General features: G+C 43.5%; 26 protein-coding genes. 9 read left to right on the forward strand and 17 right to left on the reverse strand.

Annotated features, from left to right (window positions below; genetic code table 11):
- Positions 1-26: 26 nt before the first annotated feature.
- The gene (folE2, locus tag M0C34_RS03055; protein ID WP_248714185.1) at positions 27-953 is read right to left on the reverse strand and encodes a GTP cyclohydrolase FolE2; all 927 of its coding nucleotides are present in this window, start codon (positions 951-953) and stop codon (positions 27-29) included.
- 176 nt (positions 954-1,129) lie between these two features.
- Between folE2 and arcB the strand changes: the two genes are divergently transcribed.
- On the forward strand, positions 1,130-3,475 hold the full coding sequence (gene arcB / locus M0C34_RS03060; protein WP_248714186.1) for an aerobic respiration two-component sensor histidine kinase ArcB: 2,346 nt from the start codon (positions 1,130-1,132) through the stop codon (positions 3,473-3,475).
- Positions 3,476-3,582: 107 nt separating this feature from the next.
- Here the strand turns inward: arcB and M0C34_RS03065 are convergent, their stop codons facing one another.
- The 3 genes from M0C34_RS03065 to M0C34_RS03075 form a co-directional block, all read right to left on the reverse strand.
- Positions 3,583-5,238, reverse strand: coding sequence for a diguanylate cyclase (locus M0C34_RS03065; RefSeq protein ID WP_248714187.1), 1,656 nt, complete (start codon positions 5,236-5,238; stop codon positions 3,583-3,585).
- A 136-nt stretch (positions 5,239-5,374) separates the two neighbouring features.
- On the reverse strand, positions 5,375-6,280 hold the full coding sequence (locus M0C34_RS03070; protein WP_248714188.1) for a LysO family transporter: 906 nt from the start codon (positions 6,278-6,280) through the stop codon (positions 5,375-5,377).
- Positions 6,281-6,387: 107 nt separating this feature from the next.
- A complete protein-coding gene (locus M0C34_RS03075; RefSeq protein ID WP_248714189.1) occupies positions 6,388-7,185 on the reverse strand; it encodes a sterol desaturase family protein in 798 nt (265 codons plus the stop codon).
- A gap of 83 nt (positions 7,186-7,268) precedes the next feature.
- Between M0C34_RS03075 and M0C34_RS03080 the strand changes: the two genes are divergently transcribed.
- Together M0C34_RS03080 and M0C34_RS03085 are read left to right on the forward strand one after the other, a co-directional pair.
- Entirely contained in the window at positions 7,269-7,709 is a 441-nt protein-coding gene (locus M0C34_RS03080) for a GAF domain-containing protein (RefSeq protein ID WP_248714190.1), read from the forward strand.
- Positions 7,710-7,848: 139 nt separating this feature from the next.
- Positions 7,849-9,042 (forward strand): cyclic di-GMP phosphodiesterase, encoded by a 1,194-nt coding sequence (locus M0C34_RS03085; protein WP_248714191.1) that lies wholly within the window; start codon positions 7,849-7,851, stop codon positions 9,040-9,042.
- 40 nt (positions 9,043-9,082) lie between these two features.
- On the opposite strand, the gene M0C34_RS03090 is transcribed toward M0C34_RS03085, so the two are convergent.
- Genes M0C34_RS03090 through M0C34_RS03100 form a run of 3 tightly spaced genes read right to left on the reverse strand, consistent with a single transcriptional unit; the run spans position 9,083 to position 10,605 of the window.
- Positions 9,083-9,529, reverse strand: coding sequence for a copper chaperone PCu(A)C (locus tag M0C34_RS03090; RefSeq protein WP_248714192.1), 447 nt, complete (start codon positions 9,527-9,529; stop codon positions 9,083-9,085).
- Positions 9,530-9,544: 15 nt separating this feature from the next.
- On the reverse strand, positions 9,545-10,153 hold the full coding sequence (locus tag M0C34_RS03095; protein ID WP_248714193.1) for an SCO family protein: 609 nt from the start codon (positions 10,151-10,153) through the stop codon (positions 9,545-9,547).
- Positions 10,150-10,605: a hypothetical protein gene (locus M0C34_RS03100; RefSeq protein WP_248714194.1), complete on the reverse strand. Its 456-nt coding sequence runs from the start codon at positions 10,603-10,605 to the stop codon at positions 10,150-10,152. Before M0C34_RS03100 ends, M0C34_RS03095 begins: the two co-directional genes overlap by 4 nt.
- 152 nt (positions 10,606-10,757) lie before the next feature.
- On the opposite strand from M0C34_RS03100, the gene M0C34_RS03105 reads away from it, so the two are divergent.
- The gene (locus tag M0C34_RS03105) at positions 10,758-11,708 is read left to right on the forward strand and encodes a DUF6279 family lipoprotein (RefSeq protein WP_248714195.1); all 951 of its coding nucleotides are present in this window, start codon (positions 10,758-10,760) and stop codon (positions 11,706-11,708) included.
- Here M0C34_RS03105 and M0C34_RS03110 read toward each other — a convergent pair.
- The 6 genes from M0C34_RS03110 to M0C34_RS03135 all read right to left on the reverse strand — a co-directional run bounded on the left by M0C34_RS03110 (position 11,641) and on the right by M0C34_RS03135 (position 20,292).
- Positions 11,641-12,246, reverse strand: a complete 606-nt coding sequence (locus M0C34_RS03110) for an acetate uptake transporter (RefSeq protein WP_248714196.1) — start codon at positions 12,244-12,246, stop codon at positions 11,641-11,643. The genes M0C34_RS03105 and M0C34_RS03110 overlap by 68 nt on opposite strands.
- A 538-nt stretch (positions 12,247-12,784) precedes the next feature.
- Positions 12,785-13,762 carry a carboxylesterase family protein gene (locus M0C34_RS03115; protein ID WP_248714197.1) on the reverse strand — a complete coding sequence of 326 codons (978 nt, stop codon included), beginning with the start codon at positions 13,760-13,762 and terminating at the stop codon, positions 12,785-12,787.
- A gap of 55 nt (positions 13,763-13,817) precedes the next feature.
- Positions 13,818-14,498: a MaoC family dehydratase gene (locus M0C34_RS03120; RefSeq protein ID WP_248714198.1), complete on the reverse strand. Its 681-nt coding sequence runs from the start codon at positions 14,496-14,498 to the stop codon at positions 13,818-13,820.
- Between the two features lie 201 nt (positions 14,499-14,699).
- On the reverse strand, positions 14,700-15,914 hold the full coding sequence (locus M0C34_RS03125; protein ID WP_248714199.1) for a phosphoenolpyruvate carboxylase: 1,215 nt from the start codon (positions 15,912-15,914) through the stop codon (positions 14,700-14,702).
- Positions 15,911-16,570 carry a hypothetical protein gene (locus M0C34_RS03130; protein ID WP_248714200.1) on the reverse strand — a complete coding sequence of 220 codons (660 nt, stop codon included), beginning with the start codon at positions 16,568-16,570 and terminating at the stop codon, positions 15,911-15,913. Before M0C34_RS03130 ends, M0C34_RS03125 begins: the two co-directional genes overlap by 4 nt.
- The gene (locus M0C34_RS03135; protein WP_248714201.1) at positions 16,567-20,292 is read right to left on the reverse strand and encodes an ATP-binding protein; all 3,726 of its coding nucleotides are present in this window, start codon (positions 20,290-20,292) and stop codon (positions 16,567-16,569) included. Before M0C34_RS03135 ends, M0C34_RS03130 begins: the two co-directional genes overlap by 4 nt.
- Positions 20,293-20,564: 272 nt before the next feature.
- Here M0C34_RS03135 and M0C34_RS03140 point away from each other — a divergent pair, with 272 nt between their 5' ends.
- Positions 20,565-21,221 carry a 7-cyano-7-deazaguanine/7-aminomethyl-7-deazaguanine transporter gene (locus M0C34_RS03140; RefSeq protein ID WP_248714202.1) on the forward strand — a complete coding sequence of 219 codons (657 nt, stop codon included), beginning with the start codon at positions 20,565-20,567 and terminating at the stop codon, positions 21,219-21,221.
- 82 nt (positions 21,222-21,303) lie between these two features.
- Here the strand turns inward: M0C34_RS03140 and M0C34_RS03145 are convergent, their stop codons facing one another.
- On the reverse strand, positions 21,304-21,747 hold the full coding sequence (locus tag M0C34_RS03145) for a DUF2059 domain-containing protein (RefSeq protein WP_248714203.1): 444 nt from the start codon (positions 21,745-21,747) through the stop codon (positions 21,304-21,306).
- Positions 21,748-21,902: 155 nt separating this feature from the next.
- On the opposite strand from M0C34_RS03145, the gene M0C34_RS03150 reads away from it, so the two are divergent.
- Positions 21,903-22,334, forward strand: a complete 432-nt coding sequence (locus M0C34_RS03150) for a DUF3859 domain-containing protein (protein ID WP_248714204.1) — start codon at positions 21,903-21,905, stop codon at positions 22,332-22,334.
- A 34-nt stretch (positions 22,335-22,368) separates the two neighbouring features.
- On the opposite strand, the gene M0C34_RS03155 is transcribed toward M0C34_RS03150, so the two are convergent.
- Together M0C34_RS03155 and M0C34_RS03160 are read right to left on the reverse strand one after the other, a co-directional pair.
- Entirely contained in the window at positions 22,369-22,800 is a 432-nt protein-coding gene (locus M0C34_RS03155) for a VOC family protein (RefSeq protein ID WP_248714205.1), read from the reverse strand.
- Positions 22,801-22,866: 66 nt separating this feature from the next.
- On the reverse strand, positions 22,867-23,034 hold the full coding sequence (locus tag M0C34_RS03160) for a PA3496 family putative envelope integrity protein (protein ID WP_248714206.1): 168 nt from the start codon (positions 23,032-23,034) through the stop codon (positions 22,867-22,869).
- A gap of 444 nt (positions 23,035-23,478) precedes the next feature.
- Here M0C34_RS03160 and M0C34_RS03165 point away from each other — a divergent pair, with 444 nt between their 5' ends.
- The 3 genes from M0C34_RS03165 to M0C34_RS03175 all read left to right on the forward strand — a co-directional run bounded on the left by M0C34_RS03165 (position 23,479) and on the right by M0C34_RS03175 (position 25,291).
- Positions 23,479-24,030, forward strand: coding sequence for a cytochrome b (locus M0C34_RS03165; RefSeq protein ID WP_248714207.1), 552 nt, complete (start codon positions 23,479-23,481; stop codon positions 24,028-24,030).
- 17 nt (positions 24,031-24,047) lie between these two features.
- Positions 24,048-24,626, forward strand: coding sequence for a YceI family protein (locus M0C34_RS03170; RefSeq protein ID WP_248714208.1), 579 nt, complete (start codon positions 24,048-24,050; stop codon positions 24,624-24,626).
- A gap of 329 nt (positions 24,627-24,955) precedes the next feature.
- Positions 24,956-25,291, forward strand: coding sequence for a DUF3634 family protein (locus M0C34_RS03175; RefSeq protein WP_248714209.1), 336 nt, complete (start codon positions 24,956-24,958; stop codon positions 25,289-25,291).
- Positions 25,292-25,330: 39 nt separating this feature from the next.
- On the opposite strand, the gene M0C34_RS03180 is transcribed toward M0C34_RS03175, so the two are convergent.
- Positions 25,331-26,335 (reverse strand): glycosyltransferase family 2 protein, encoded by a 1,005-nt coding sequence (locus M0C34_RS03180; RefSeq protein ID WP_248714210.1) that lies wholly within the window; start codon positions 26,333-26,335, stop codon positions 25,331-25,333.

Genomic DNA, 26,335 nt, shown 5'->3' on the forward strand with positions numbered 1-26,335 from the left:
TAGGGCTCGGCTTGAGCCCTCAACACTTAATAAGCGGTGTAACCATCAGCTAAGCCCTTGGTCACAATGCTCACAGCATCGTGGGCATGTAAGCTTTCATAATGATTCACCCGTATCCAAAAGTCACTCACCTGATCGGCTAGGTTAAAGCTATGTTGTAAGCGCCTAGCTGCGTCTTCGCAGAACATTAAGTTTTGTCCATTTAAACGCGCAAACTCCTGTTCGTCTTCTCGTTTTACCGCCGCTTGCACAGGCGTTTGGAGACTCTGTTCTACCCTGTCTATCAAGCTTATAAAGGGGAAATCATTAGCATTATCGGCAAGCTTTACTTTTATCTGAGCAATACTTCGCTGGCTATGAGGTGTAGCAATAATACCTTCAGTGCTACCTAACCAGCGTTCAACTTCTGCTTTGTCGACCTGATCTCGATTAAACTGCTTACTGAATGCCTTTTGAATGAGTTGGCGGGCTAGTGCCGCTGAGCAAGGGCAGGTAGAAGAATAAGGTACCTTGATACTCAACTCTATATGAGTGCGTTGCTGCAATCGGCTGGCTTTGATCTGCATAGGGTAAGCCTTCCAACCGGTTTTCCCTGAAACCAGAGATTGACGGCGCAGATGGTAATCAAAACTGAAGCTAACTTGCGCGTGTTCACTTAATTCTTGATGGCTTTTAATAAACTTATCCAGAAGAGTGTTTAATACGGCATAATCTAAAACATCTTCATTAGATAGTTGGTCTAGCAATAAATATAAGCGAGACATATGAATGCCTTTAGCTTTGGGGTCATCCAAGCTAACAAAGGCTTCGATACGAGCACTAACACGAGCTGGGGCCTGATTTTCAAAAGCTAACAAAATGGGCATTTCAATTTCGCTCATGCCTACCCAATCTAGTTTCCCTTCAGTTTGGGCTTGGCTTGAATTTGCGATGTCAGGCATTACAGTAGACATGCACTTAGTACTCCACAGGCGGTAATGTGCGGTATAACACACGCAACATTGAATGGGCTTAAAAGATGGCAAGTTATACCACAAAACCTTGATTATTATTAACCACCATTGTTGTATGGATATTGATCTGAGGGCCTGCTCCTCTTTCAACATTGCAAATAGAAGGAATGTCTTTAATGACGCCATTAAAAAATTTAGCGACCTATTACGTGCACCTGTTGTCCCGATTAGGCTTGGTTAAATTCAGTATTAGTTTAGCCGCCGCCATTATTTTTGTGGCCTTAGCAATACAAATGAGCGTTACCTTTGCGCTTACCGGGCAGGTGTCAGCCGTAGATTTAATTCGCTCGGTGTTTTTTGGCCTCATCATTACACCTTGGGCGGTATATTTTATGTCGGTGGTGGTTGAGCAGATCGAAGACTCTCGGCAACGGCTAAGTAAAATGATTCGAAAATTGGAGAAAATGCGTTCGCGTGATTTGCAGTTAACTAACAAATTGAAAGCTAACATAAACCAATTGAATACTGAGATGGATGAGCGTGAAAAAGCCGAAACTGCGCGCCGTCAGGCCATCGTCAAACTCGAGCAAGAAGTCAAGCAACGGCAGCAAGCTCAACAAGAACTCGAAGAGCATTCGGCATTGTTGCGTAGCTTCATCGATAGTTCGCCCGATTTAGTCTATTACCGAAATGAACAAGGGCAGTTTTCAGGATGTAATTTGGCCTTGGAACAGCTGGTTGGCCGTTCCGAAAAAAAGCTGATTGGCTTAACCCCTTATGATGTTTATCCAGAAGATATTGCCGATAAAATTGTAGAAACAGATCATCAAGTATTTGATAACGACGAACCGTTAACTTACGAGCAATGGTTGGAGTACCCAGACGGACGAAAAGCCTTTTTTGAACTGCGAAAAGTACCGTTTTATGGGCGCAACGGCAACCGTCTCGGACTGCTGGGTTTTGGCCGCGATATTACCGAGCGAATGCGCCACCAAGCTAATATTGAAAAGGCTAATCGTGATAAAACTCAGTTTATCTCTACGCTTAGTCATGAGCTACGCACTCCGCTAAATGGAGTGGTTGGCTTGAGTCAAATGCTGTTAGATACACCGCTAAATGACGCGCAGCGCAAACAGGTAAATACCATATTGTTGAGTGCTACCACCTTAGGTAATATTTTCAATGATATTATCGATTTAGATAAACTGGATCGCCGTCGCTTTTCGGTAGCAATGGAACCCATGGATTTTAACGCCTTGCTTACAGACATTGAAACCTTGACTGAAATGCAGTTGCAAAATAAAGGCTTAGCATTCAATTTTGAACAAATTGGGCCTATACCGCGTAGTATTGTGGCTGATCCTACACGTTTGCGCCAAGTGCTTTGGAATTTAACCCATAACGCGGTGAAGTTTACCGAAGTGGGTGGGGTAGATTTACTTGTCAAAGCGCAAAATCTGTCTGAGCAAGAAGTTCAGCTAGACATTAGCATCAAGGATACTGGACCGGGTATACCTGAGGATCAGTTTGAACAAATATTTGCCATGTATTATCAAGTAGAAAGCAGTAAGTCGGCCACCGGAACGGGTATTGGTTTATCGGTATCAAGGCAGTTGATCCGCGCCATGGGCGGGGATATAACGGTCACCAGTGAAGAAGGTAAGGGCGCTTGTTTCACCATAAGTTTAGCTGTGAAATTAGATGAAATTCCTGATGAAGCAGAGCAAATAGACCACCCTCCTTTAGACATCCTATTGGTCGAGGATGTTGAATTAAATGTCACCATTGCTAAAGCTCTATTAGAAAAGCTAGGCCATTACGTGGTGGTGGCAATGACCGGAGCTGAGGCTATCGAAGCCTTTGACCCCGACCAATTTGATTTGGTGTTACTCGATATCCAGTTGCCCGACATGACGGGGTTTGATATTGCCAAGCATTTGCTGCAGCAATACGACAAGGCTGACTTGCCGCCGTTAGTCGCACTCACCGCTAACGCAGTCAGTAGCCGTCAAGAATTTATCGATGCCGGTATGCTTGATGTTATTCATAAGCCGATCAATCGAAATGCCGTTGTACATTGTTTTAATGGTGTGTTTGCTATTGGTGAAACGCTATCTACCGAGCCAGACTCCAGCCCTAAACAGGCCTTGAGCCGAAGTTCTCAACCCATTTTAGACTTAGATTTAATTGAGCAGTTTTGTCATCAAATCGGCGAGAAGGTGCTCACCGACAGCATTGCCTTGTTTAGGCAAGTCATGCCTGACTACCTACAGGTTTTGGAAACCAATCTGTATGCTAAGGATCAAGACGGAATCGCTTCTGAAGCTCACAAAATCAAGGGTGCCGCAGGCTCTATTGGTTTAGCCAGAATTCAGCGTTTAGCCAACAAGATACAGTCTCCTGAGTTACCTGCGTGGTGGGATAATGTTGAAGATTGGATCCATCAATTGAGCCATGACTACCCTGAAGACTTAAAACTTTTAGACAAAATGATTGATGACTTGAGTATTGAACAGTACTAACTATGGATAGAGGCTCTGAGCTGACAGCCGCTTTATTGTGGAAGTGTCTGTCAGTGTCAGACTGCTGAATAAGGGGGCGTGAGATGTCTTGGGTCAACCAGCGCTTGTCATCTGACTCTGTTTCTACCCTCAGCTTTGGCTTGATATAAACACTCATCAGCCAGTTTTAATAACTCGGTTTCGCTATGCTTTTCAGCGGTGGCTACCCCACAACTTAAGGTGACTTTTAGTTCTCCCTTTTTCCATTGTATATCTGCCACGTTGCAACGGATTCGCTCTGCTAAAGCAAATGCCGCTGAGTAAGGGGTGCTAGGCAATATCACCAAAAATTCCTCCCCGCCATAGCGGCCTACCGTATCGCATTGGCGAAGAGAGCCCGCTATGCAATTAGCGATGCAGTGCAGAACTTCATCACCAAATAGGTGCCCATATTGATCATTGATTCGCTTAAAATAATCGATATCAACCATCACAACTGACAACGGCGAATTCCTGATATTACTGACATGTAACTCTTGGGATAGCTGTTCAAATACAAACCTACGATTAAAAATACCGGTTAGCTCATCGGTATTCGTTATTTCCTTGAGCTGACTGTTTGCCCGTTCAAGCTCAGCGGTTTTAACTTTTACTTTTTTATCTAGTAGTAGGTTTGACTTTAAGATCAGCGATTGCCTAAGCTTTAACATCGCCATTAGCAGTAGCATTAAACCTAGTGTCATCAGCATACTGAGCTTAAGCCATAGTGGGATGTTTGCTATTTGCTCCAGTAGCCCTGCGGGCTGATTAATAATATGCACGTTGTCGGGGAGCGTTGCTGGTCTCACAGCAAATCGCTGCATTAAGTTATAATCAAACACTGTTTGATAAACTAAGTTCTGAACAATCTCAATTTGATTTGCAGGGGTACCCGATAGGATCGCTAACGCTAATTCAGCGGCTTTCTGACCCTGTTCTTTACCGGAGGTAATGACGCCACCCAAGATACCTTTTCCTAGAAAAAAATCCCACGAGCCATATAAGGGCACTTTAGCCGCACCATTAACGATATCAATACCATCAAGATAAGAAACAAATTCATTGTTATCATCACGATTGAATGACAATAAGTAGATCAGCGTTCTTGTGTTTAATGATGAGATATATTTAGGAAGTTGCTGCCAGGTAAAATCGCTATAAAACCTTATAGCCACACGTTGAGAAAAATGATCTTGCAGCCCAGACAAGCTTTGCTTGATAGCTAAACCTGTAGTGGTTTTATCAACGACAATTATGATTTCTTTTGTTTTAGGGTGAACGCTCAACATCAATTCTATGGTGCCGATGACATCGGCTTCTTCAACGACGCCGGTGACTTGTTCTAAGCCCTGAATGAGTGCCGTTTGAAAAAAATTCACCCCACAAAAAACAATAGGAATATCCGGATATAACTCAGCATTATGCTGACGGACAAACTCAAGGGCGTTGTTATCGGACGTAATAATTAAATCAAAAGGGGTTTGATCACTTTTAGCTCTAAACAATTCAATCTGTTTTTTGGTATAAAGCGTCCCTGTATTACGCTTGGAATCAAGGTATTCGAAATAGACTTCTATGTTACGGTTTTTGGATGAAAAGACAGACTTTATGCCTTCACTAATACTGTCCGTCCACTCTAAGCCCTGATGATAAGAGTGCAAAACCAGTACTTTCTGTGTTTTTGCTTGCGCTTCACTGACAACAATAGACCAAAGCAGTAAAGCGCAAAGTTTTAACCAATACATCGCTCTCTGCACTCCATGAAGATTGCCTTATATCAGCATAGCAACATAACCATAATTAAACTGTGGTTTATTCAAATGTATAAGGTATCTGGTCTTCAAGCGGCTATGTAGTCTACAAAATAGGTCATATAGTTGGTTATAAATTCACTAGTACCAGAATCATGATTGGGCAGAGTAGGCTTAATATAAAGCCGCTAGCAATTGCGGCTGGCACCAATTGATTGCCGCCAGCACGTTGCAGCATTGGTAGAGAAAAGTCCATGGCGGTGGCCCCTGCATAACCAATGGTTGCAGCCGAAGAACGCTGCATAAGTGTAGGTATCAATAACAGGGTGATCAGCTCTCGGCTTAAATCAGCAAAAAAAACGGTGCTACCAATGAGTGGCGTAGTGGCTTCACTAAGTAATGCACCCGACAAAGAGTACCAGCCAAAGCCACTGCTCATGGCTAAGCCAATATTGAGCGGTAAATTAAATAGCCAAGCCGTCAGTGCGCCAGCGGGCAGAGAGCTCAATACTACAACCAGAGAAATAATCAGCCCACGTCGATTAAGTAACAGCTGCCTGACACTAATACCTGCACTGCGGAGCTCTACACCAATACAAAATATTAAGACAATCAGGGCGTATTCGGCTAACACCTCCTGAGCAGGTAGTGGCTGCTGATAGGTTAAGCCCGATATTAAACCTACTACCAGCAGGGCGATCAGTAATAAGGGTTCTTTAAACATCGCTAGTTTGCTAGAACTTTGCTTATGCATCGGTTCGGCTTTGGGCATCGCCAAATGGCGGCCTATCAGCCAAAGCGCAGTGACGTTGAACAGCAGTAATAAGGAAATTAGGGTGACGGCTTGGCTAAATATTTGAACGATGTTTTGACCAAGGTTGTCGATAAACGCTAGCCCAAAGCCCATCAAAAACAAAATCAGGTAAAGCATCCAGCTGCTTAGTCGGCGAACTAGGCTTAATGTGGTGCTATGTGTTACAGGAATTGCATAACCTATAACTAATGCTCCTAAAATCATAAATAAACTGCTATACATCGCTATTCACCTCCTTGAGCGGAGCTGAAATATACCAGTAAATACAATCGCTCTCCAGCGAAGTCGACGCTTGCTGAATGGTTGCTTGCTTAGGGGTTATTAAGTGCTTACTTAGAAGAGCGAAAAGGTAGGCTGAGTAAACCTTTTAGCTGGCGATTGTCTTGGGCTTTGCGCCAAGAGCTCAAACCGAACTGGATATCTTGATGGCCAAGTTTGGGCTGGGCAACATAACTATTAAACCAGCGGTCCCAACAGGATAAATTGAAGCCATAATTAGCGTTGTGTTCATCTCTTAAGGTTGAGTGATGAACTCGGTGCATATCTGGTGTTACTAACAGTAATCTTAGCTTGGCATCTACTTTTATTGGCAAGCGAATGTTGCTGTGATTAAACATTGCCATTGCATTTAAGATTATCTCAAACACAAACACCGCCATCATTGGTGCGCCTAATAGGGCAATAACGGTAAATTTTATTATCATCGAGAGAACGATTTCTATGGGGTGAAAGCGTAAACCCAAAGTCACGTCATAGTCAGGATCTACGTGATGCATTCTATGTACACGCCACAACAAAGAAGATTGATGAAACAGTCGGTGTTGCCAATATATAGCAAGATCGAGCAGCACCACCGCTAAAGGAATCGCAATAAACCAAGGTAGCGCGAGTAAATTTAATACACCAAATTGCATTTGTTGGATCCACAGCGCAAATGTTACTGCGGAAACAGGAAATATTAGTTTTAGTACTACGGCATTTATGGCAATCAGTGATAAATTAGCTGGCCAGCGTTGGCTGCGCGCCATGCGGCGTGTGTGTTTAGGTTTATAAAACTCTAACAGCATAAAAATTGCTAATAGGCCGACGAAGATGATCATTCGCCAAAAATCGGGAGAGTGCATCATTCGAGTATACTGGCTAGCATTGAAACAACAAGTAGAGCTAAGTAAAATAAGCTTTATCAAGGGCTAATTGAATCGGAGTGCTAATGGATTTGCATCAGTGGTTACAGCAAGCAGCAGAAGCCTTTAATATGCAGTTAGCGATCATTAGCGATATTGATGATAATCGTTATGTGGTTGTAGAAGCTTATTCCAGTTTAGACTTAGTAAAGGCGGGCGATGAGTTTGCTGTTGATATGACCTATTGCGCAAATGTAGTAAACCTTGGCAAAATCGTCGCTTATGAACAAGTTGGAGCGATGACCAAAATGTGTTTACACCCTTGTTATCAGGCCATGCACTTAGAAAGCTATATTGGTATCCCGCTAGTTGTAAAAAACAAAATCATCGGCACGCTTAACTTTTCATCACTGGAACCTAGAACGGTACCTTTTGAAAAGCAGGACATACAGATGATGGAGTTTTTTGCTTCTCAGTACCTAGAATATAGAGAGGCCGAACCTTCCCATGAGTTGCCTAAATGTTGATATTTAGTTTCCTTTTTTGATAGCGATAACATTCTACACTTAATAGGCACGATTTATTTTTCGATTGCTTTAGTATCGAAACAAGATGTGAAAACTTGGGGTGTTCCCTTTAATTGATTTTTTGTATTAGCAGAGCAGCATGACGACTCCAAAAACTGATATACGGACCATTGACATCGACGCTTTGAAAGAAGGGATGTTTGTGGTTGCGATTGCTGGCCAAAAAGGCAAAGCTAATGTTCTGCAGTCTGGCCGCATCACAAAAGCCGAGCAAATTACCTTACTCAAAAACAAAGGCGTAAAGTTGCTTAAGGTTGACTGGTTACGAAGCCACTTTGCAGACACCGAATTAGCTGATTCCACCGCTCCAGCAATAGAAACCTCAAGCAGTAAAGGTAAGCCCTTAAGTGAAGATAGCCAAAAACGAATGGCTAAGCAGTTGTTTAATGAAGCAAAGAGCTTGCAGTCAAAATACTTTAGGCAACTGCAGCAAGGTGAGCCGATTGATTTTGCTCCCATGGAGCGAGCTGCCGACGGTTTAATTGACTCTTTAGAAAACCAAAGTAGTGCCATGTTATGTTTAGCCAAGATACGCGCTAAAGATAAGTATTTAATGGAGCATTCACTAAACGTTGGCATGCTGCTGGCTTATTTTGGCCGTTCACTGGGGATGAGTAAAGCCACTCAGAAGCAGTTGTTGATGGGCGGTATGTTGCATGATATTGGTAAGATTAATACCCCTGACGAAATACTGCATAAACCTGCCAAATTGACCGATGAAGAGTTTGTTATTATGCGTGAACATGTAGTGCATAGTCATAATATTCTGAAGGCTCAACCTGGCACCAGTAAAATTATGCTGGAGATTGCCAGTAACCATCATGAACGTTTAGATGGCCTCGGTTACCCGAATAAATTAATAGGCGAACAATTGTCGACGTATACTCGCATGGCTAATATTGTAGATTGCTACGATGCACTAACCGCAGACCGTGTCTATAAAAGTGGCATGCCGCCTACTACCGCTTTCCGTATATTATTAGAAGGGGTCGATAGACAATTTGATAAGGCCTTAGTCGAAAAATTTATTCGTTGTATGGGAGTATACCCGGTGGGTACTTTGGTGAAGTTAAAATCAGGGAAGCTAGGTGTTGTGGTTGAACGTAATGAACTTAAACCACTGCAGCCAGTGCTGAAACTGGTGTTTAATACAATTACCAATACCCATACCGAAGTGAAGCTATTAGACTTAAACAAATATAGCCAAGAAAAAATCGAGGGGGCTGTTTCTGCACGTGATTTTGGTATTTCTTTAGATCGTTATTTAGCCTAGTAAGGATTAACAAGCAGTGTTAATCCTTACTGAGTACCACTCAGTGTGAGTGCTTCATTTTATGCATAACTTTCTTCACGGCTACGTTAAATTGCTGGCTACTACCATCAGAAAAATTCAAGCTCAAGGCTAGTTGCTCTCCCTCGTTAAACGGTTGTTGTAAGTTAAACAACATGAGATGAAAGCCGCCTGGTTTTAATTCAACCATTTGCTTGGCGGGTACTTCTATCTTCTCTACTTGGCGCATTTTCATTATATCGCCGTCCATCAACATGGTGTGTAATTCTACTCTACCTGCAGCGGGGGTTTCCGCTGAAACCAAGCTAATCGCTTGCTCGCTGTGGTTGTGCATGGTGAGAAAGATTGCGCTAGTTGGAGCATTGGGAGGCGTTGCTCTAGCATAAACTTCACTGACCATGATAGCGTCGCTAGCAAAGGCCATGTGACTAGTAAATAGTAAGCTTATTAATAAGTAAAAAGCGCGCATTATACGTTCCTTATGTTATGGCAATAATTGTCTGATTTTTTCGATAATAGGTTGTGGGTCAAGGGTATGAGGCACTTTTGCCAGTAACTCACCTTTGGCGTTTAAAAAATAGAAAAACGAACTGTGGTCGACACTGTATTTAAGCTCGGAGTTTGGTGTCTCTACGTATTTATAGTAGACCCCTAAGGCTTGAGTTAAGCCTAATAACTGGCCTTCTTGTGGGCTTAGGCCGATGATATCTTGGTGAAAGTAACCAGCGTAGGTCGATACCGTTTTAGGATCATCGCGTTGCGGGTCAACACTCACAAATAAGCTTTGAAGCTGCTGACGTTGCGCCTCTGACACTTGTTGCAGAGCTACGCTTAAAACAGCTAAGGAAGTCGGGCAAACATCGGGACAGTGGGTAAATCCAAAGTAAGCGATGTAGAGCTTTTTATCGTCACTTAAATGGCTAAATCGACCATCGCTGCTTTCAATGTTAAACAGGCTAATAGGGACGTTCGTCTTTACTTGTACTTGGCTGGTTGCAGGGGGGGGCGTGGTTGGCGCAGACAACCACTGAAAGCTTATTACTCCAGCTAGTGCGCTGATCACGACTAAAGCTATCCATGCTAGGTATTTCATTGGCTATCTACCTCAAAACTAAGGGCTAGGGGGCGCTCTGAATCGAGAGAAATAATTTCAGCTCGCCAGCGCATTTTTCCAGTGTTACAAATAGGCAATAGTAGTTCAGCTTGGTAATGGCCATTCTCTTCGGGGCTTAAATTGACACTCACTTCGCCCATGTACATGTCCTTGCCTTGCAATGTTAATAATAAGGGGGGCGGGTTGCTCTCACTGCTGATTAGTTCTATGGTTTGCACCAACATAGCCGGAAGATTGTTACTCGGTAAGCTTAATTGCCACTGTTGTTTGGCAAGGTTCCAAGTACATTTACCTTCTTGAAGCTGCTCACAGTGCTCAAACTGTTGCTCATTTTGTGTGGTTTGCTGCCAGTAACTATAGCCAATGCCTAGTCCGAATGCTGCCGATATAACTGCTAATACCAGTAACAAATTTTTAATTAAACCAATCAATTATGCTTCCATTGCGAGGTTAGAGCCACGCCCTTATTGCTGGTATGGCTAATCTACTCTGCTTAAATCAATCTCTCAAGCCAAAATATTTAAATTGCGTCATAGTGAGAACTATTTATGATTATTTAGGTCTGCTAGTAAGAGGGGTGACTATGCGAAACAAGATTGGTCGTTGGGTAGGCGTGTTGTTACTGAGTGTATTGCTTAGCGCTTGCGGCATGCGTTTTGTTTATAACAATCTCAACTGGATGGCTTATTGGTATATCGATGATTACGTAGATATGAATAGCGATCAACGGGCGTTGTTCAAACCAATGCTGGCTCATTGGCTTAATTGGCATCGTAGTGAACAGTTACCGGTTTATTTAGCGCAATTACAATTGTTTCGAGCGCAAGTAGACAGTGGTATTAGCCAGCAGCAATTACTCGAGCAAGTGAATGCTTGGCGAGAGCATTATCGAGTATTGGCGAGTTATGTGTATTCAGATATCGCCCAGCTGGCGCAAACCGCATCACAACAACAATTGAATGACTTCATGAGTAAATTAGCCGAACAACGCAACAATGATGATCGCCAGCAAGCACACCTCGAGTATCGCCTTGAGCATTTATCAAAAAGCACTGAACGCTGGTTAGGGGAGCTTGAACCTAAGCAGCAGCAAATCATAGAGCAACTCGCCGAACGCTTGTTAGATACTCGGCCTGATTGGCATACTGTGCAAAGTAAATGGCAGCAGTACCTTGCTTATTCATTGGGGCAACAACGGCAATCGGACAATTTTGAACAACAGTTCTACGTGTTAATGGTTAATTCTCAACAGCTATGGCCACAAGGCTTAGCTGAGCGCTTTACCCAAAATCAGCAGTTGTGGGCTGGCGGCATGAGTGAAGTGTTAGCCCTTGCCAATAAAAAACAAAAGCGTCATATCTTAAAAAAGATAGACGCTTATATTGAGGATCTACAATCACTGATTGATGATACTCCTACTGCAGTAAAACCTGCCGTTGTCGCAGCTATGGGCGAAGTGCTCGGTCTTAAGCCGCCACTTTTAGTTGCGTACTGTTGTCTTGAAAGTTCATCGGACGACCTACCGGCAAAATAACACGCCCGTATTCGGCGTTAAGTACTTGAGCCATAGCAAAGTAAATGGCAGATAAGCCACAGAAGATGCCCTCAAAGCCTGCAATAGTGCCGATTAACTCGCTGCCAGTGAAATCACGCAGGGCTAATAGTGCGAACAAAATGGTTAAACTACCAAATACAACTTGCTTGGCAGTTGGGTAACGTAATGAGCCTACAAACATAAATGCGGTGAATAGACCCCATAAACTCAAGTACCAACCCATAAAGGCGTGTGGGCTTGGCTCAGCTAAGCCCATTTTAGGCATAATCAATAAACCGACTAGGGTTAGCCAGAACAATCCGTAAGAGGTGAAAGCCGTTGTACCAAAGGTATCGCCACGTTTAAAACACATAATACCAACAATCACTTGTGATAAACCGCCATAGAAAATGCCCATGGCTAAAATCATCGAGTCAATCGGAAAGAAGCCAGCATTGTGGATGTTTAATAATACGGTGGTCATACCGAAACCCATTAACCCTAGTGGTGCAGGATTAGCGGTAGTAGCATTGCTCATAGTGTGTAATTCCAAATAAAAGGATGAAAAAGCGCGCGGCTCAAACGGGTGAGCATTATCTGAGCGAGCTTGTTCTTCAGGTGTGATCTAGATCAACATTATATTGTATTTTTTCGAATTGTATTACTAAATGTTTATTTTTACCTTAAAGAATGATGTTTAAGCAGAGGGTTGGTCTAATTATGTCGCATTGCGTCGCAGAGTATTAAGCTTAATTTTTCGACAAAGTCGATATTAATAATACGTTGGCTAGCCTTTATGCAGTCTTAGATGGCTGCAGATAGTTTTCAGCTAGCACGATAAAATTACGAGCTGCTTGTCTATACAGATGTGTTCAGCGGACTTAATGAGCACCGTTTTATGCACCTGCGTTGACAGCTATTGTCAGGCAGAAGTCAGACGCATAAACTGGCTTTGAGCAAACTGATGGTCGGGAAGTTTTCACCTGAACTTACAAGGGTGAAAAGCCTAAGCGCTGAAGTCATGGATATTCAACGCGATAGTTATAGTCAGCGTGTCCTTTAGTGAGTCGAGCTATTTACATTTTATCTAATAGGGTTAAGCGCGTTAGCGCTAATTGGGTAGGCCCATTGGTTTGTTTAAGGAATCTTAAACAGCCTATTTCACAAAATAACATGTCTTTAGCAACGGGGTGAAGCATAAAGCTTAGTTCGTTATCTTGTAAGTCTTTACACAATAAACGTACCCCTTCGGTTTCACAAACGATAGTGACGTAATCTTGATGATTGCCATAATCCCCCACCAGTGAGCTAAAATCTTGCTCTGCTAGGGGGTGTGATGAGGCCTGAGCATTACGTTGTTCAAATAACCACTGCCAGAAGCTATCACTGCTATACAAGTCATCCCAGATATTATGTTGATGCTGAGGGTACCAAGTTGACTGTAAGCAGGCTTGGCGATCCATATTGGTGAGCTTTGCCGCTAGCTCTAACGAGAACTCGGCTGGAATCACCTCATCTTTAAGCCCGTGGGCCAACCAGATAGGCAGGTGATCTAAACGTTGGTAAAGCTCTTCACATACCGGGCGTGGAGGTAAGTTTAGTGACCATGGCGCTAAACGATTTGGATCACCAGCGGCGAGTATGCTTAAAGCGGCAAAACGATTCGGTTGTGCTAGGGCTAAATTTGTCACGCCAAAGCCCCCCATGCTCAAACCGCTTAAGTAGATCCGACTCTTATCAATATTAAATTGCTGCTCCAGTTGGTCTAGTAGGCTAATTAGCTCAGCGATCGCCCAGCCTTCTCGTCCTTCCGGAATATGCGGGCTTACGCATATAGCGTCTAAATGGCGCTGCTTTAGGTAAGCATTGGGGCCAAAATCGACTAGCTGTTGAATGTCTTGGCCTATTTCGCCTCGGCCATGTAAAAACAGCACTAAGGGATAGGCTTGCTCTGGTTTTATTTGGCGAGGTTGACTCACAAGGTACTGATAAGAAGGTCGCTGAAGATGAGTATGTTGTTGAACAGAGAGAGTATGAGAATGCGCTGAGTTCACGTTAAGCTCCTTATGCTTAATACCTAACGTGAACCATCATAGCGAGATAAAGCGATTAAAAATAGAGACGAACCACAGATTCAACCACACACGCAGGACGGCGGCAGCCTTCTATTTCTACGGTGATTTCTTTCACTAACTCTAAGCCACGTTTAATAGGGGCTACACGGGTTAAACGAGTGCGAGCGCGAATACGGTTATTTACCTTCACCGGATAGGGGAAGCGCACCTGATTTATACCATAATTAACCATCATTTTTGCGGAGGGGTAAAGCGGTTGGTCAGGGTCTACGCTCTCGGTTAACGCGGGTAATAACGAGAGGGTTAAAAAACCATGAGCAATGGTGGTTTTAAAGGGCGATTCTTCTGCGGCCCGTTGTGGATCCGTATGTAGCCATTGATGGTCTTTGGTAACATCAGCAAATTGGTTAATTCGCTCTTGAGTTACGTTGAGCCAGTCGCCAACATGAATTTCTTCCCCTAGCTGCATAGACAGTTCTTCTAAGAGAGCCTCTGCTTTTGGGTGAAGCTCGATGGTTTCTTTAAAACTGGCTTGTTGGTCGCCATTTGAGCTTAATTGATACTCTCTCACCCAGTTCACTAATTGACTGTCATGGGCTTTATTAAGAAACTCAATCCAATGGTCACGTATGGCTGGAGACAGCCAATCTTTTAGTTCAAAGGGGTTTTGAGCCAGCATCTCACGCTTTTTCTTAAGAAAATCAACAACCTTCATATTTACTTCCCAATGCTGCTAGGCCTTACAATCCGGCTATTCTAAGAGTTTCATCTAGTCAGTCAAATAAATCTGAGTGCTAATTGAAAATCCCTGTAATTAAATATAGGCAAGCGTCAATTATTCAGCAATTATATACGCTATACAAAATCGATTTTCCTTCCAGAATCCATGAGTTATCGTTGTTTTTGGCTTCTACTTTTAACGTAGCCATACCTGCAGGTCACGCACTATTCTATTACCACTAAAGATGGGATGCGGATCCTCAATGGGATCAAGGGCAAAGTAATCGCGTTGTTCTTCAGGTAAGGCATGATAGCTCCCCCACACTTGATACAACCAGGCTTCGGCATTCCAATCTAACTGGTGTTGTTGATAGTACTCTAGGGCCGTTTGTCCTTGGGCATTTTCAATTACGCCCAACAAGTAATGTTCAACGTCTTGTTTTATTCTTTGCTCTTGCAACGCAAACTCATCAACGCTCTCTAGCGACACTCCATGTTCGGATTCAACTCCGTGACGACTTGGCTGACGTTGCAAACGTATTTGACTCACCGCCGCCAATAAATCTTGTTCGTGTTCGGGGTTGTGAATGTCCAAGCTGGCGGTATTGAGCACGGTGGGTGCTTGGTTAAATAAGCTAGCCACCTCTAATTGTTGAGTGGGGTCTTGCGGTCGAAAGTCTGGGTGCTGGGCATGGAAAAGCTGTAAGCCTTTCAGTAAGCGAGATTTACCACGTAACTCGCGAAAACGTCCTAGCAAGGTGAGTAAACGGGTCTGCACTACAGCGAGTTCTTGGGTGCAGTCGTAAACCGCTTGGCTAAGGTTTAGCACTAATATGCGGCGTAATTCGCGTATATCACCTGCAATTTGACTTAAAGTATCAAAGTTGAGTAAGGATAGGCTGTCGAGTAGCTCACTAACTTGTTGTTGCGCTAATTCGTTCTCGCGGATTTTAGCGCTGAGATGCGGTACGTAACCAAACTCATTATTAATTCGGCTCCACAACACGCGAGAACTATGGCGCAAGCTTTCAGTTAAGCTATAGCTATGTTCACTTAAATCACTCAGGTATACGTCGGCAGCAGCCAAGTCACCAATGTGTAATGCTTCTTTGTAATGCGCAGCCAAGGTTTTAATGGCTTCTAAGCGCGAGCCCACGTTCGCGTCAATTTGTCGGTTGCGGGTATCGCTCAGCGCTTCTTCTAATAAAGATCGAAGATTGGAGCTTAAGTGTAAGCCTTCATCTGCCGAGGGGCGCCAAATAACGCCGGCTTTTAGCAGCGCGTCTATTTGCTTTGGGTCGAGCTTCGCTTCGTCTAGCTTACCGTTGACATAGGCATGCATTAGGCTTTCGCCATGACGAGCTAATAACTTAAATACCTTTAAGCCAGCTTGTTGCAGGTGTTGGTTCACAGTAAAGACTCCTGCTGGCCAATGGCGTCCATGGCTTGTTGCTCTAAATGCAAACCCTCGGCTTCATCGATAAAACTGATGACTTCAAAAATGTAATCGACTTTAGCAGTAGCGATGTAAATCTGTTTTTCTTGATTGGGGCGAATCAAATAACCTTGTTCGCACAAGCGTTTAAAGACTTGCTTTAACTGGCCATCGACTTGTGAACTGGTAGAGCCAAATAACTTATATTGCGAAATTTTGGCCAGTTGCTCACGCAGTGCTGGTGTATCTTCTACTACCGTCTGTAATTCACTTAAACGCAGCGCTGAACCTGCGCTGATGGGGCTATCTTGCCCCTGTGCTTCTTGACTCAATATGAGCCACTCGGTCAAGGGTAACAAGCTACCGGCAATATCATTAAATTGTTGGCTGATGACTCGGTGCTCGTTATCTCCGAGTTCACGGTAGGCACAAAAATATAGCTCGCCCTCACAGGCGCTGGCCAAGCGGCGGTTAAGGACATGCAGGTGGCTATCAATACGCTCGCGATTAGCGTCTTCTGCTAGAAAAGTAAAACCGTCTTCGTCACTAATTTGGCAAATGAATTGGCCACCCAATAGGGCTTCTAATATTCGGCCGGTTTCACTCATACCGGTAGCGCTAAATTTGCTCATAGTTCGGCCTCTGGCTGTTGTTGCTTGGTTTCTTTAGCGGCTTTGGCTGCACGTAGTTTTTGCTGCAACAAATTAACGCGAGGCTGTACGACTTGTAGCTGGCGTTTGTCGCGGTCAATAATGTAGCGGTGTGTAAATAAATCTAATACTTCAGACTCTGGGTTAGGAAAGGCGCCCAAAATACGGATTTGGTTATGGTCACAAGCATCAAAAATCTTTTTCACGTTGCTCTGGTGTAGGGTTCCCAATTCATCAATCGGCCAGTGAATATAGGTATCGGCATTACCGCGTAGTAGACGGGTAAAGGCGAGTAAGAACTTACATAAAATCAGGTAGGCCATACCGTGGCTGCTTGATTCATTGAGTTGGCGATCGGTGCGAATAACTAAATCACTATTGCCTTCTCGTAGAGTTAGCTCAATCAGCAATAGCCGTGATACACCTTCTTTAAGCGCGCTACGGCCTATGATGTCTAGGGCAATTCGCATGCTGTTGGCATAGTCTTCATTAGGCAATTGGTTAAAACCTTGCTGTTGCCATGCTTGGAAGTTCTCGACAAAGGCTTTCAGTTCGTCCCAAAATTCCAGTTCACTAATTTTTGAGCGTATTTTCACCGCTGAGTCTGACACCCCGTCTAGGCTTAAGTCTTCGCCAATTTCCCGGGTAATGCGACGGCTTTGACTGAGGATCCGTTGATCAATATCGCTGAGATTTTGGTAGAAGCTGCTAATGCTCATACCCAAGTTACGGCCATGGTCGATTAAACCCTGCACTTTTTGTGGTACTAAACCATTCAGTAGTTCAGATAAGTGCGGTACTAATTCGCGGTAGGCTAAGCTGGTTTCACCGTCTTCAGTTTGGCGACGACATGCAGCGCGTGAGCGCTCCCAAGTTTCACTGAGATCAGAACCGGCTTGTTGCGCTAATAAGCTGTCAAAGTGACGCACTGATTCATTCACTTGTTCCAGTTGCTGATTACGTTGCTGTATTTGCTGTTCTGCTTGGCGAGTCCGCTCGGCCGGTGAGCCGCCAATATCGTTTCCGCTCGTCTTGTGCTGTGGGCCATTAACTAATGCAAGCTGCTTAATTTTACGCAGTAAGTTTTGGCTTAAGGCATGCTGTTGCTCTAATTGCTCTACTTGCTGCTTCAGCTGAGTTAATTGGTTTTGCTGGTTATCTCGTTGTTGCTTAAACTGCGCTTGTTGCTCACCGAGCGCCTGTTTAGCACTGCTTTGTTGTTGGCGAGCATTGGCCAAAGCATCATTTAGCTGCGGCTTTTGCGACAACCACACCTGTTGGTGCCAAATTTTGTATTCACTGACTTGATCGCGATATTGTTCGGCGTCTTGAATTTGCTGGTTGAGTTGACGTTTCTGTTTGGCTAAGTCAATAATCAGTTGGTCGTCTAGGCCTTGCTCTTGTAGTTCGCCGCGGTACCATTGTTCTGATTGTTTTAGCGCTTGTTTAGCTTGAGTTTGGCGCTGAGTAATGGCGTCTTGTGCTTGGCTTAGTTGCAGTGCTAAGGCATCTACCTTCTCTTCCCACCAGGCCATTTTTTCCAATTTAGCTTCTTGGTGTTGCTCGTGCAGTTCCTCTAGGTAATTTTGATGCTGTGCTTGAGCGTTTTCTAAGTAGGACTTAAGTTTGCTTTGTTGCTGGCGAGCGATGCTCTGGCGTTGCTGCAGGGCACTTGAAAAATTTTCTTTAAGTAGCTGCTTTTCTTCATGCAAGCGTTTTAGCTGATCTTCGCTGTTATGATGCGCAGCGGTGCACTCAGCGACACTTAAATCTTGTGCTTGTACCGCTTTGTTGGCGTCGGCAAGGGCGGTTTCGGTTTGCTTTAACTGCTTTTGTGCCTCTTGGTAACGCTGTTGCACTTGATCAATTTGCAGCTTGATTTGTTGTTCGGTGGCGGCGCACTCAGGGGCATCAATGGCTTTTAAATCAAGCGCTAAGCCAAAAATATTATGCGTAGTTTCCTCACCGTGTGGCTTTAGGTCTCGGCGACTGAGTAACTCGGGGTTTATCAATTTACCGATGCTATGTTCCCATTGAGGGTGCTCACTGCGCAAATGTGCCAATAAGCTACCATCTTCGGGCTGTAAATTGCTTTTTAACTGACTCAGTTTTTGCTCAAGTTGGCGATTTTGCTGACTAATAGTGGCGAGTTGTTGATCGGCGTGCTGTCGCTGCTGTTTTAGCTGTTGTAGCTGCTCATTGTGCTGGCGCATTTGACTAGATAATAGCTGCTGCTGTTGGCTGGCTTCATCTAAGCGGTTGTCCATAATATTGAGCTGGCGGCTTTCATCTTCGGTGTAACCCATTTGTAGGGTGCCGGCTTCAAGTTGAGCTAATTCTAATTGGTGCTGATGTTGTTGCTGTTGGAATTTTTGTTCCACTTGGCTAATTTGTGTTTGCTGCCGTTGCTGCTCGTTATTTAGCTCAACTTGTTGCTGCTGACGTTCTTGATTGAGTTGTTGTTGTAGTTGATCTTTGGTTTTGTGCAGCTTAGTTAGGGCGTTATTCAGCTGTTCGTTAATTTCGCTCTTACGCTGATTAAAATGTGCTTCAATATCACTGTGCTGCTCTGTCAGTAACTGGTGGCGCTCGCTAACTTCACGGGCTTGTTCTCGCCATTGCGGCAATTGTTCTACTGCGCTCAGTGCGTCTTCAATCTGTTTGTCTTGCCAAGCTAGATAGTCGTCTTCGATTTGGTTGAGTTGCTTATCAAAGCTACTTACGTCTGCGTCAGCACGAGAAACCGTTTGATTGAGTAGATCGCGCTGCTTGGTCCATTGCTGCTCTAATTCGTTTAGCGCCTCTTTTAGTTGGTTTAACTGGCGCTGGTGGTGCTCGGTTTGGCTAAATAACTCTTGTTCGTCACTTTGTAAGCTTTTGTCCAGTTGTAGAAGTTGTGCTTCGCTAGACAATAGCTGCTGGTTTATTTGCTCTAGTTTGACAAATTTAGGGCGAATAGCCGCAAACTGCTGTATCAGTCGTGTTTCTCTAATCCACGCTTGGGCTTTGTTAGCATCTACCCAAGTAGGCTTTAATGTGACCCCTTCCTCTTCCAATATGGCGGCTATCATCGATTTGATAGTTTCCATTTTGCCTTCTTTAGAATGCACCGCTTTAGCTAGCTTTTCGATATGGCGTAAGCCGTGTTTGGGGTCACACATTGAAAACTGACGAGCAAAAGCTTTAAGATCACTGTCACCGGCGTTTTGTAAGCTGCGGTCATTTTGAATGATAGCGCGATACTCACGGGTATTTAAAAAGCGGGTGGTGGCTAATTGGCTGCCATTATGCTGCAATTTCTTCAGTTGCTGACCTAGTTTAGCAGGGGCGAGAAACCAAGTGCCTTGTTCGTCTTGGCGTTCAATAAAGTCTTCTAGTTCAAAGGGCTTACCAATAAAACGGTATTTTACCCCTTGCTCTTCACGGGCCGACGACAACACCACTTGCGCATGTTGACCATTGTATTGCTGGTATTCGTAGATGATGTAACTGGCTTCGCGTGGTAAATACCAGCGCTCGAAACTATCGCGGGTACTAGGCACCACTCGGCTTGGGTATTCACCGTAAAAAACCGGAATGAGACGTTGCAAAGTGGTTTTACCTGAGGCGTTAGTACCACAAATGTTGCTGTGTTGGTCAAGTTTTAGTTCTACTACACCGTTTAGGTGAGTGTCGATCAAGATGATCCGCAATAAGCCAGACAAAATACATCCTTTATATAAAACAAATGAGCCTTTGCTTAGTGAAACAGAGGCGCCGCCACTAGATTGGGCAATCACCCAGTGTAACCAAGATTGGAGGGTGAGCGAAGCTTTGCGGTGTGTGTTTGCTTAAAAACTGTTAGTTATCGCCAAAAAATATCTCGCGGTGTTTTTCTTAGCAAATAATTTTTATTGCAGATCGCTACCGCTTATGGAATACTCCCGCGCCCTTGGGTTCTCTCACCCCCAATTAACAAAAAGATAGGTTGTCTATTATGTGGTTTTTACAATTGACTGAGGCCGAGCGCCGCAGTGTTATGATCTTGGCCTTATTTCACATTGTGGCCATTGCCGCCAGCAATTATTTGGTTCAACTACCCTTCACCATATTTGGTTTCCACACCACGTGGGGAGCATTCACCTTTCCTTTTATCTTTTTGGCTACCGATTTAACGGTGCGTTTATTTGGCGCAAGTCGAGCCAGAAAGATTATTTTTACCGCAATGTTCCCGGCTTTGTTGGTCAGCTATATTGTTTCGGTAGTTTTTTATCAAGGGGAATACCAAGGCTTAAACGGTTTATTAGCTTGGAATGGCTTTGTGGCACGTATTGCTATAGCAAGTTTCTTGGCCTACTCGGTGGGTCAGCTATTAGATGTAAAAGTATTTGACCGATTACGTCAGTTCAAATATTGGTGGGCTGCACCTGCCGGTTCTAGCGTATTTGGCAATCTAGTCGATACCATTTTGTTCTTCTCTGTTGCGTTCTACGCCAGTAGTGATGCTTTCATGGCTGAACATTGGTTAGAGATTGCCTGGGTTGATTACGGCTTTAAGTTGGCGGTAAACCTCGCCTTATTTGTGCCTTTATACGGTATGTTGTTGCATTTCTTGCAAAGCCGTTTAACAGTCGGCCAAAGCGTAACTCGCTAATTTTGCCTATATTACCCTAACAACCTTAGCGTTGTTAGGGTCTGTTAATTACTCGCCGTAGTCTTAATTACTCGCCGTAGTCTTAATTACTCTGTTGAGCTTTGTTTTGATCTGCTGCTTGTTGCAGCATCTCTTCTAACTTTTTGTGGTGCCCTTTAGCGACTAAGGCACTCGCCAGTGCGGTTTCTCTAATTAAGGTGGCATTAAGCGCCTGACTTTTTTTCCCTACTGGCGTTTTATAGAAGGCGACTAGCTCTGCTAGCTCCTCATCAGTAAAGTGTTTTAGGTAGACTTCAGCAATCTTTGGCTTCATTTCTTCCCAAGTTAAGTAAGTATCGGCCCATTGATTCAATACGGGTTCAAAATTCTTTAACGGCGGGTTTTGGCGAATCAGTGCTTTGTTTAGATTGGTGCGAATGATCTGCATTTGCTGTTCGCTATTATTCAGTTCAAGCAGATCATTAATAGGGGTTGCTTGCGCAGAGCAGCTGGCAAGTACTATAGCGGCAGCAAGTAGCTTTTTCATGGTTCATCCTTGAGAGGCGCGATGTTGATAGATTTTAGTTTGAGTAGCAAGCCTACACCTTCTATAAAAGGGGGGGAAGGATTGTAATGGAAGATTCTCGATTGTTTGCGCTAAAATAGGCCTTTTACTCTCCCTAATTGCGAAGTTGATAAGTAATGGCGAAACCCAAGCCCCAAGTGAAATTGCATAGTTATGGTATCTACAATAAATGGGACAGTGATGACAAAGCACTGCCGCAGATTACTGAGTTTACCACCCAAGTAGAAGCGGCAATTGATGTAGAGTTTGGTCTGATTGTTAATATCAAAAAAGCTAAGGGGCAAAAAGTCCGATATTGCATCTACCATCCTAATATTCCTGATGAACAAGGCCAGATTATGTCGCCCTTTGATGGTGACGTGTATGTGGGAAGTAATGATTGGGATTTCTATTTAGGTGACACTATTTGGGCGCCGGTCAGTAATAAATTGGGCACTTGGCGAATGACCTTAGAACTGGCTGGTCAGCTAATAGCTGATAAGTCATTTGAGCTTTACCAGCTCACGCCAGGCGATCCTGCTCAGTTTTTTCGTAAGCGAGGCATGTAGTTTCCGTCATTAGTTACCTGTCTTGGTTATTAGCCTATTTAGCGATCTTGTCACTCACTAAGGGGCAATTTAGCATCCAATTTATGCCAAATTGGTCACACACGCGGCCAAAGCGCGCTTGCCAAAAAGTATCTTGTAGCGCCATGGTAACAGCGCCATTTTCACTCAGTTTTTCAAACACCCGCTGTTGGTCTGCCAAATCACTAAAGTTGAGATTGAGTTCAATATTTCCCGCGCTCTTTAATTGCTCACCTGGCATGCCATCTGAGCCCATGAACTCTAGCTGGTCCGCTTTAAAATGGCAGTGCATGATGTTGTTAAGTAACTCGTCAGGGATCGGCATATCTGTTTGCACATCCTTAAAGCGCATTAAGGCGATAACCTCACCAGCGAAGCAATCTTGGTAAAAAAGTAAGGCTTGCTCGCTTTTACCTGAAAAGTTTAAATAAGGAATAATGGCTTGCATCGGCTTACCTACAGATAGAGGTGAAATAGAAGGGGAGTTAATTCTCCCCTTAGTAGCTATTATTAACTAGTTATAGTCTTCATCAATATAACGCTCCAGCTGTTTACGCTCATTGTATTCATCGATACGTCTACGTGCTCGAGCCTTGTCTCTTTGGTTTTTATGACTTTTTGCGTTATGGTCTAGGTCTTCTTCATCCCATTCGTCCATATCATCAAAGCGTGATTGTTTCATAAGCCTGCTCCAAGCCTTTTTATTGGGATTTATTCGCCCAATTTTTCAATTTCTCGCGGTTGCGAGACACGCAAAATGTGCAGTAAAAAGTATAGTAGGTAAAATGAATATTTTGTTACCAAAATGTAACGTAGAGACTGGGTTCTCGTTGCCAAGTTTGTAGCCTGCAAAGGGGATTATGTCGTTGCTAGCTTCTACTTATTCTGCATTTTTATAATGAATCCGTAAGGTTAATGTCATACGCAGGGGCGAACCAGAGAGAAACCTCAAGGGATATAATATTGGTAATCGCGTGCTTTTTTGATTTCAAATGTCAATTTTCAGGCGAATTTCTTTCTAATTGTTCGAAAGTTTTTTCACATAAAATTCAATTTTATTACTTGGAGTTTTAAGTGATGCTAATACTTATTATTGAATATTTAATATTTGGGCAAAGGAGGGTCGGTGAGTATTCGCAACTCAGTACAAGGTTATGGGTGGTTATCTATAGCGCTACATTGGCTGGTGGCATTTAGCGTTTTTACGCTGTTTGGCCTAGGTTTGTTCATGGTTGATCTCAACTACTACTCTAGTTGGTATCAAACGGCACCAATGATCCATAAAAGTATCGGCATATTGCTATTTGCTACGATGTTATTTCGTCTGCTTTGGCGCAGCCTGAATCAAAAGCCCAATAGCCCAGAGGGCCATAAAAAATGGGAGAAGCAAGGGGCTAAGCTAGGGCACTTTTTGTTATACCTGGTGTTGTTTGTTTTGATGATTTCAGGTTACTTAATTTCTACCGCCGACGGACGCCCGATAAGTGTGTTTGATTGGTTTGACGTGCCAGCGACTATCACTAGTATTAACCAGCAGGAAGAGTTGGCTGGAGATATTCACGAGATTTTGGCTTGGACATTAATCGCGTTGGTTGCTGGTCATGCGCTGGCAGCTCTTAAACATCACTTTATTGACAAAGACAGCACCTTAGTTCGGATGTTGAAACCTACTAAGTAAATTTGAAGGGATAAATAATGAAAACACAGATCAAAGCGGCCTTACTACTAGCAAGTACCGTTGCAATAGCTTTACCTGCTAGCGCTGCAGACTACACTATTGATACTCGCGGCGCACATGCCTCTATTAATTTCAAAGTCAATCACTTGGGTTACAGCTTTGTGGTGGGGCGCTTTGATACTTTTAGCGGTGATTTTAGCTATGATCAACAAGAGCCAGAAACGACGAGCGTAAATGTGAAAATAGAGACTACTTCAGTTAATTCTAATCATGCTGAGCGTGATAAACATATTCGTAGTAAAGATTTCTTAGCGGTAGATCAGTTTCCAGATGCTAGCTTTAGCAGTACTAAGTATGAAGCTAGTGGTGATGAGGCTGGTAAACTATATGGCCAGTTAACGCTTCGTGGTGTTAGCAAAGAGATTATTATCGATGTGACTAAAGTGGGTGAAGGCGAAGACCCTTGGGGAGGCTACCGAGCTGGTTTTGTGGGGTCTACCGAGTTAGTGATGAAGGACTTTGGCATTCCCACTAACCTAGGACCTAAATCAACCACGGTGGTGATGGATTTAGTGATTGAAGGTATTAAAAAGTAGAGCTCATAAGCTGCCTTAGGGCAGCTTTTCTGATTGGTCCATTCAATTAGCTATTGGCACTAATTAACTCCCTCCTCTTTATTTGTTCTAGCTACTAATAAAACCATCTTTTGTTAAATTCATTGAAAATGCTTTCAGAGGTGACATTTGGCTAAAATTGTAGACCAACCCATCACAATTTATATAAATGCTTGATTGATCTCTTATTTCTGAAAAACATTCTGGTTATATTTGTGAACAAAGTTTACTCTTGTTGAGTTTATTAATTCCAGCTTATTTTGAGCTCGACGAGCAAGCTCAATGACCAGCTAAACACAGGGAGTGTGGGTTTGACTATTAGCATAGTGATCGGTTTGGTGGCCTTAGCGGTACTAATTTATCGTCTTCGCCATGTACATTATACGTTTGTTTGTGAGTTACGTTCAGGCAAAGTCAGTGTGCTGAAAGGCCATGTACCCAGTTCATTTATTCATGATTGCCGCCAAATGATGCGAGGCCGTAAAGTGACGGGCTTGGTTAAAGGGATTAACGCTAATGGTAAAATGCACTTACGCTTTTCACGCTCTCTGGCGCAATCAGATCAAGTGTATTTAGAGAAACAGTTTCCTCACAAGTTGTATAGCAGCAAACCTTCCGATATTGATGGCAGTGTGTCGCTAGATTAAAACTAATTGAATAAAAGGGCCCGGTTTTACCGGGCTTTTTTATTTGGCTTTAGAAAACATAGTTAAGGGCGCTGGTGAGGCTTTTTCTTCTACGCCTTTGATTGGATCCCATACTGGTCTAATAAATGAGCGTAGTTTTGCAGCAATCCTCACTGCCATATTTGCCCCGTTTACCGGTATATATAGCCAGCGAGCAAACAAAAATACTTTACGGCGAAATACCCATAAATACATGGCTTGCTCAGAGTAAAAGCGGTAACCCCAGCGCTGCTCAAATAATCTAGACGAAGCTTCGGTATATTTAGGGTGCCAACGGAAGAAGAAGAACTTCATGTCGTACCAAGCCATTCTTGTTCCTAAATTGTCGAAAATAACGATAGAGTCAGGCTGGGTAACTATTTTATAGCCTTGTTGTCTTAGCTGAATACCAATATCAATATGCTCGCGAATCACCATATTGGGTAACTCAATGTCATTTAGTGCCTTAGTACTAAATAAAACACCATGCAGTTCAAACATCTCGCTTTCTTGAATACCCTTAGGGAGTTCTTCAGGTAAAGCTCGGCGAAAAGATTTATGTTCAATTAAATAGTCTTCACCTTGGTAGTCAATGGTATGTACAGCGTTGGTGAATAGATGGCTACGCAGTTCTGCACCCTTATCAACCCCTTCTTTTTCCAGTGTTACCGGGTTAACCACGGCAATGCTTGAATCGGAGTTAGCGATATCTAATAAGGGCGGTAACCAGTTGGGCGTAACATTAGAATCATTATCTAGAAACATCACATAGGGGGTTTCAATTAAAGGGCGAACTTTTTGCATTGCCTGGATTGGAGAAATCAGCCCATAACTCAATAGTTCTGCATTATTGTGCTGCTCAAGCTCTTTGGTAATTTGTCGCTTTAGTGATTTCGGGTAATCTAAATCGATCACTTTCAGCTCGAAAGCATGCTTCGTGCAGAGGTATAAATTGCGAATGCAATTAATGATGCCTGAGTATCGGTCACGCGGGGTAATGACGACGGTGATCGCGCTATTGTCCAT

The sequence above is a fragment of the Agarivorans sp. TSD2052 genome (assembly GCF_023238625.1).
Taxonomy (GTDB): domain Bacteria; phylum Pseudomonadota; class Gammaproteobacteria; order Enterobacterales; family Celerinatantimonadaceae; genus Agarivorans.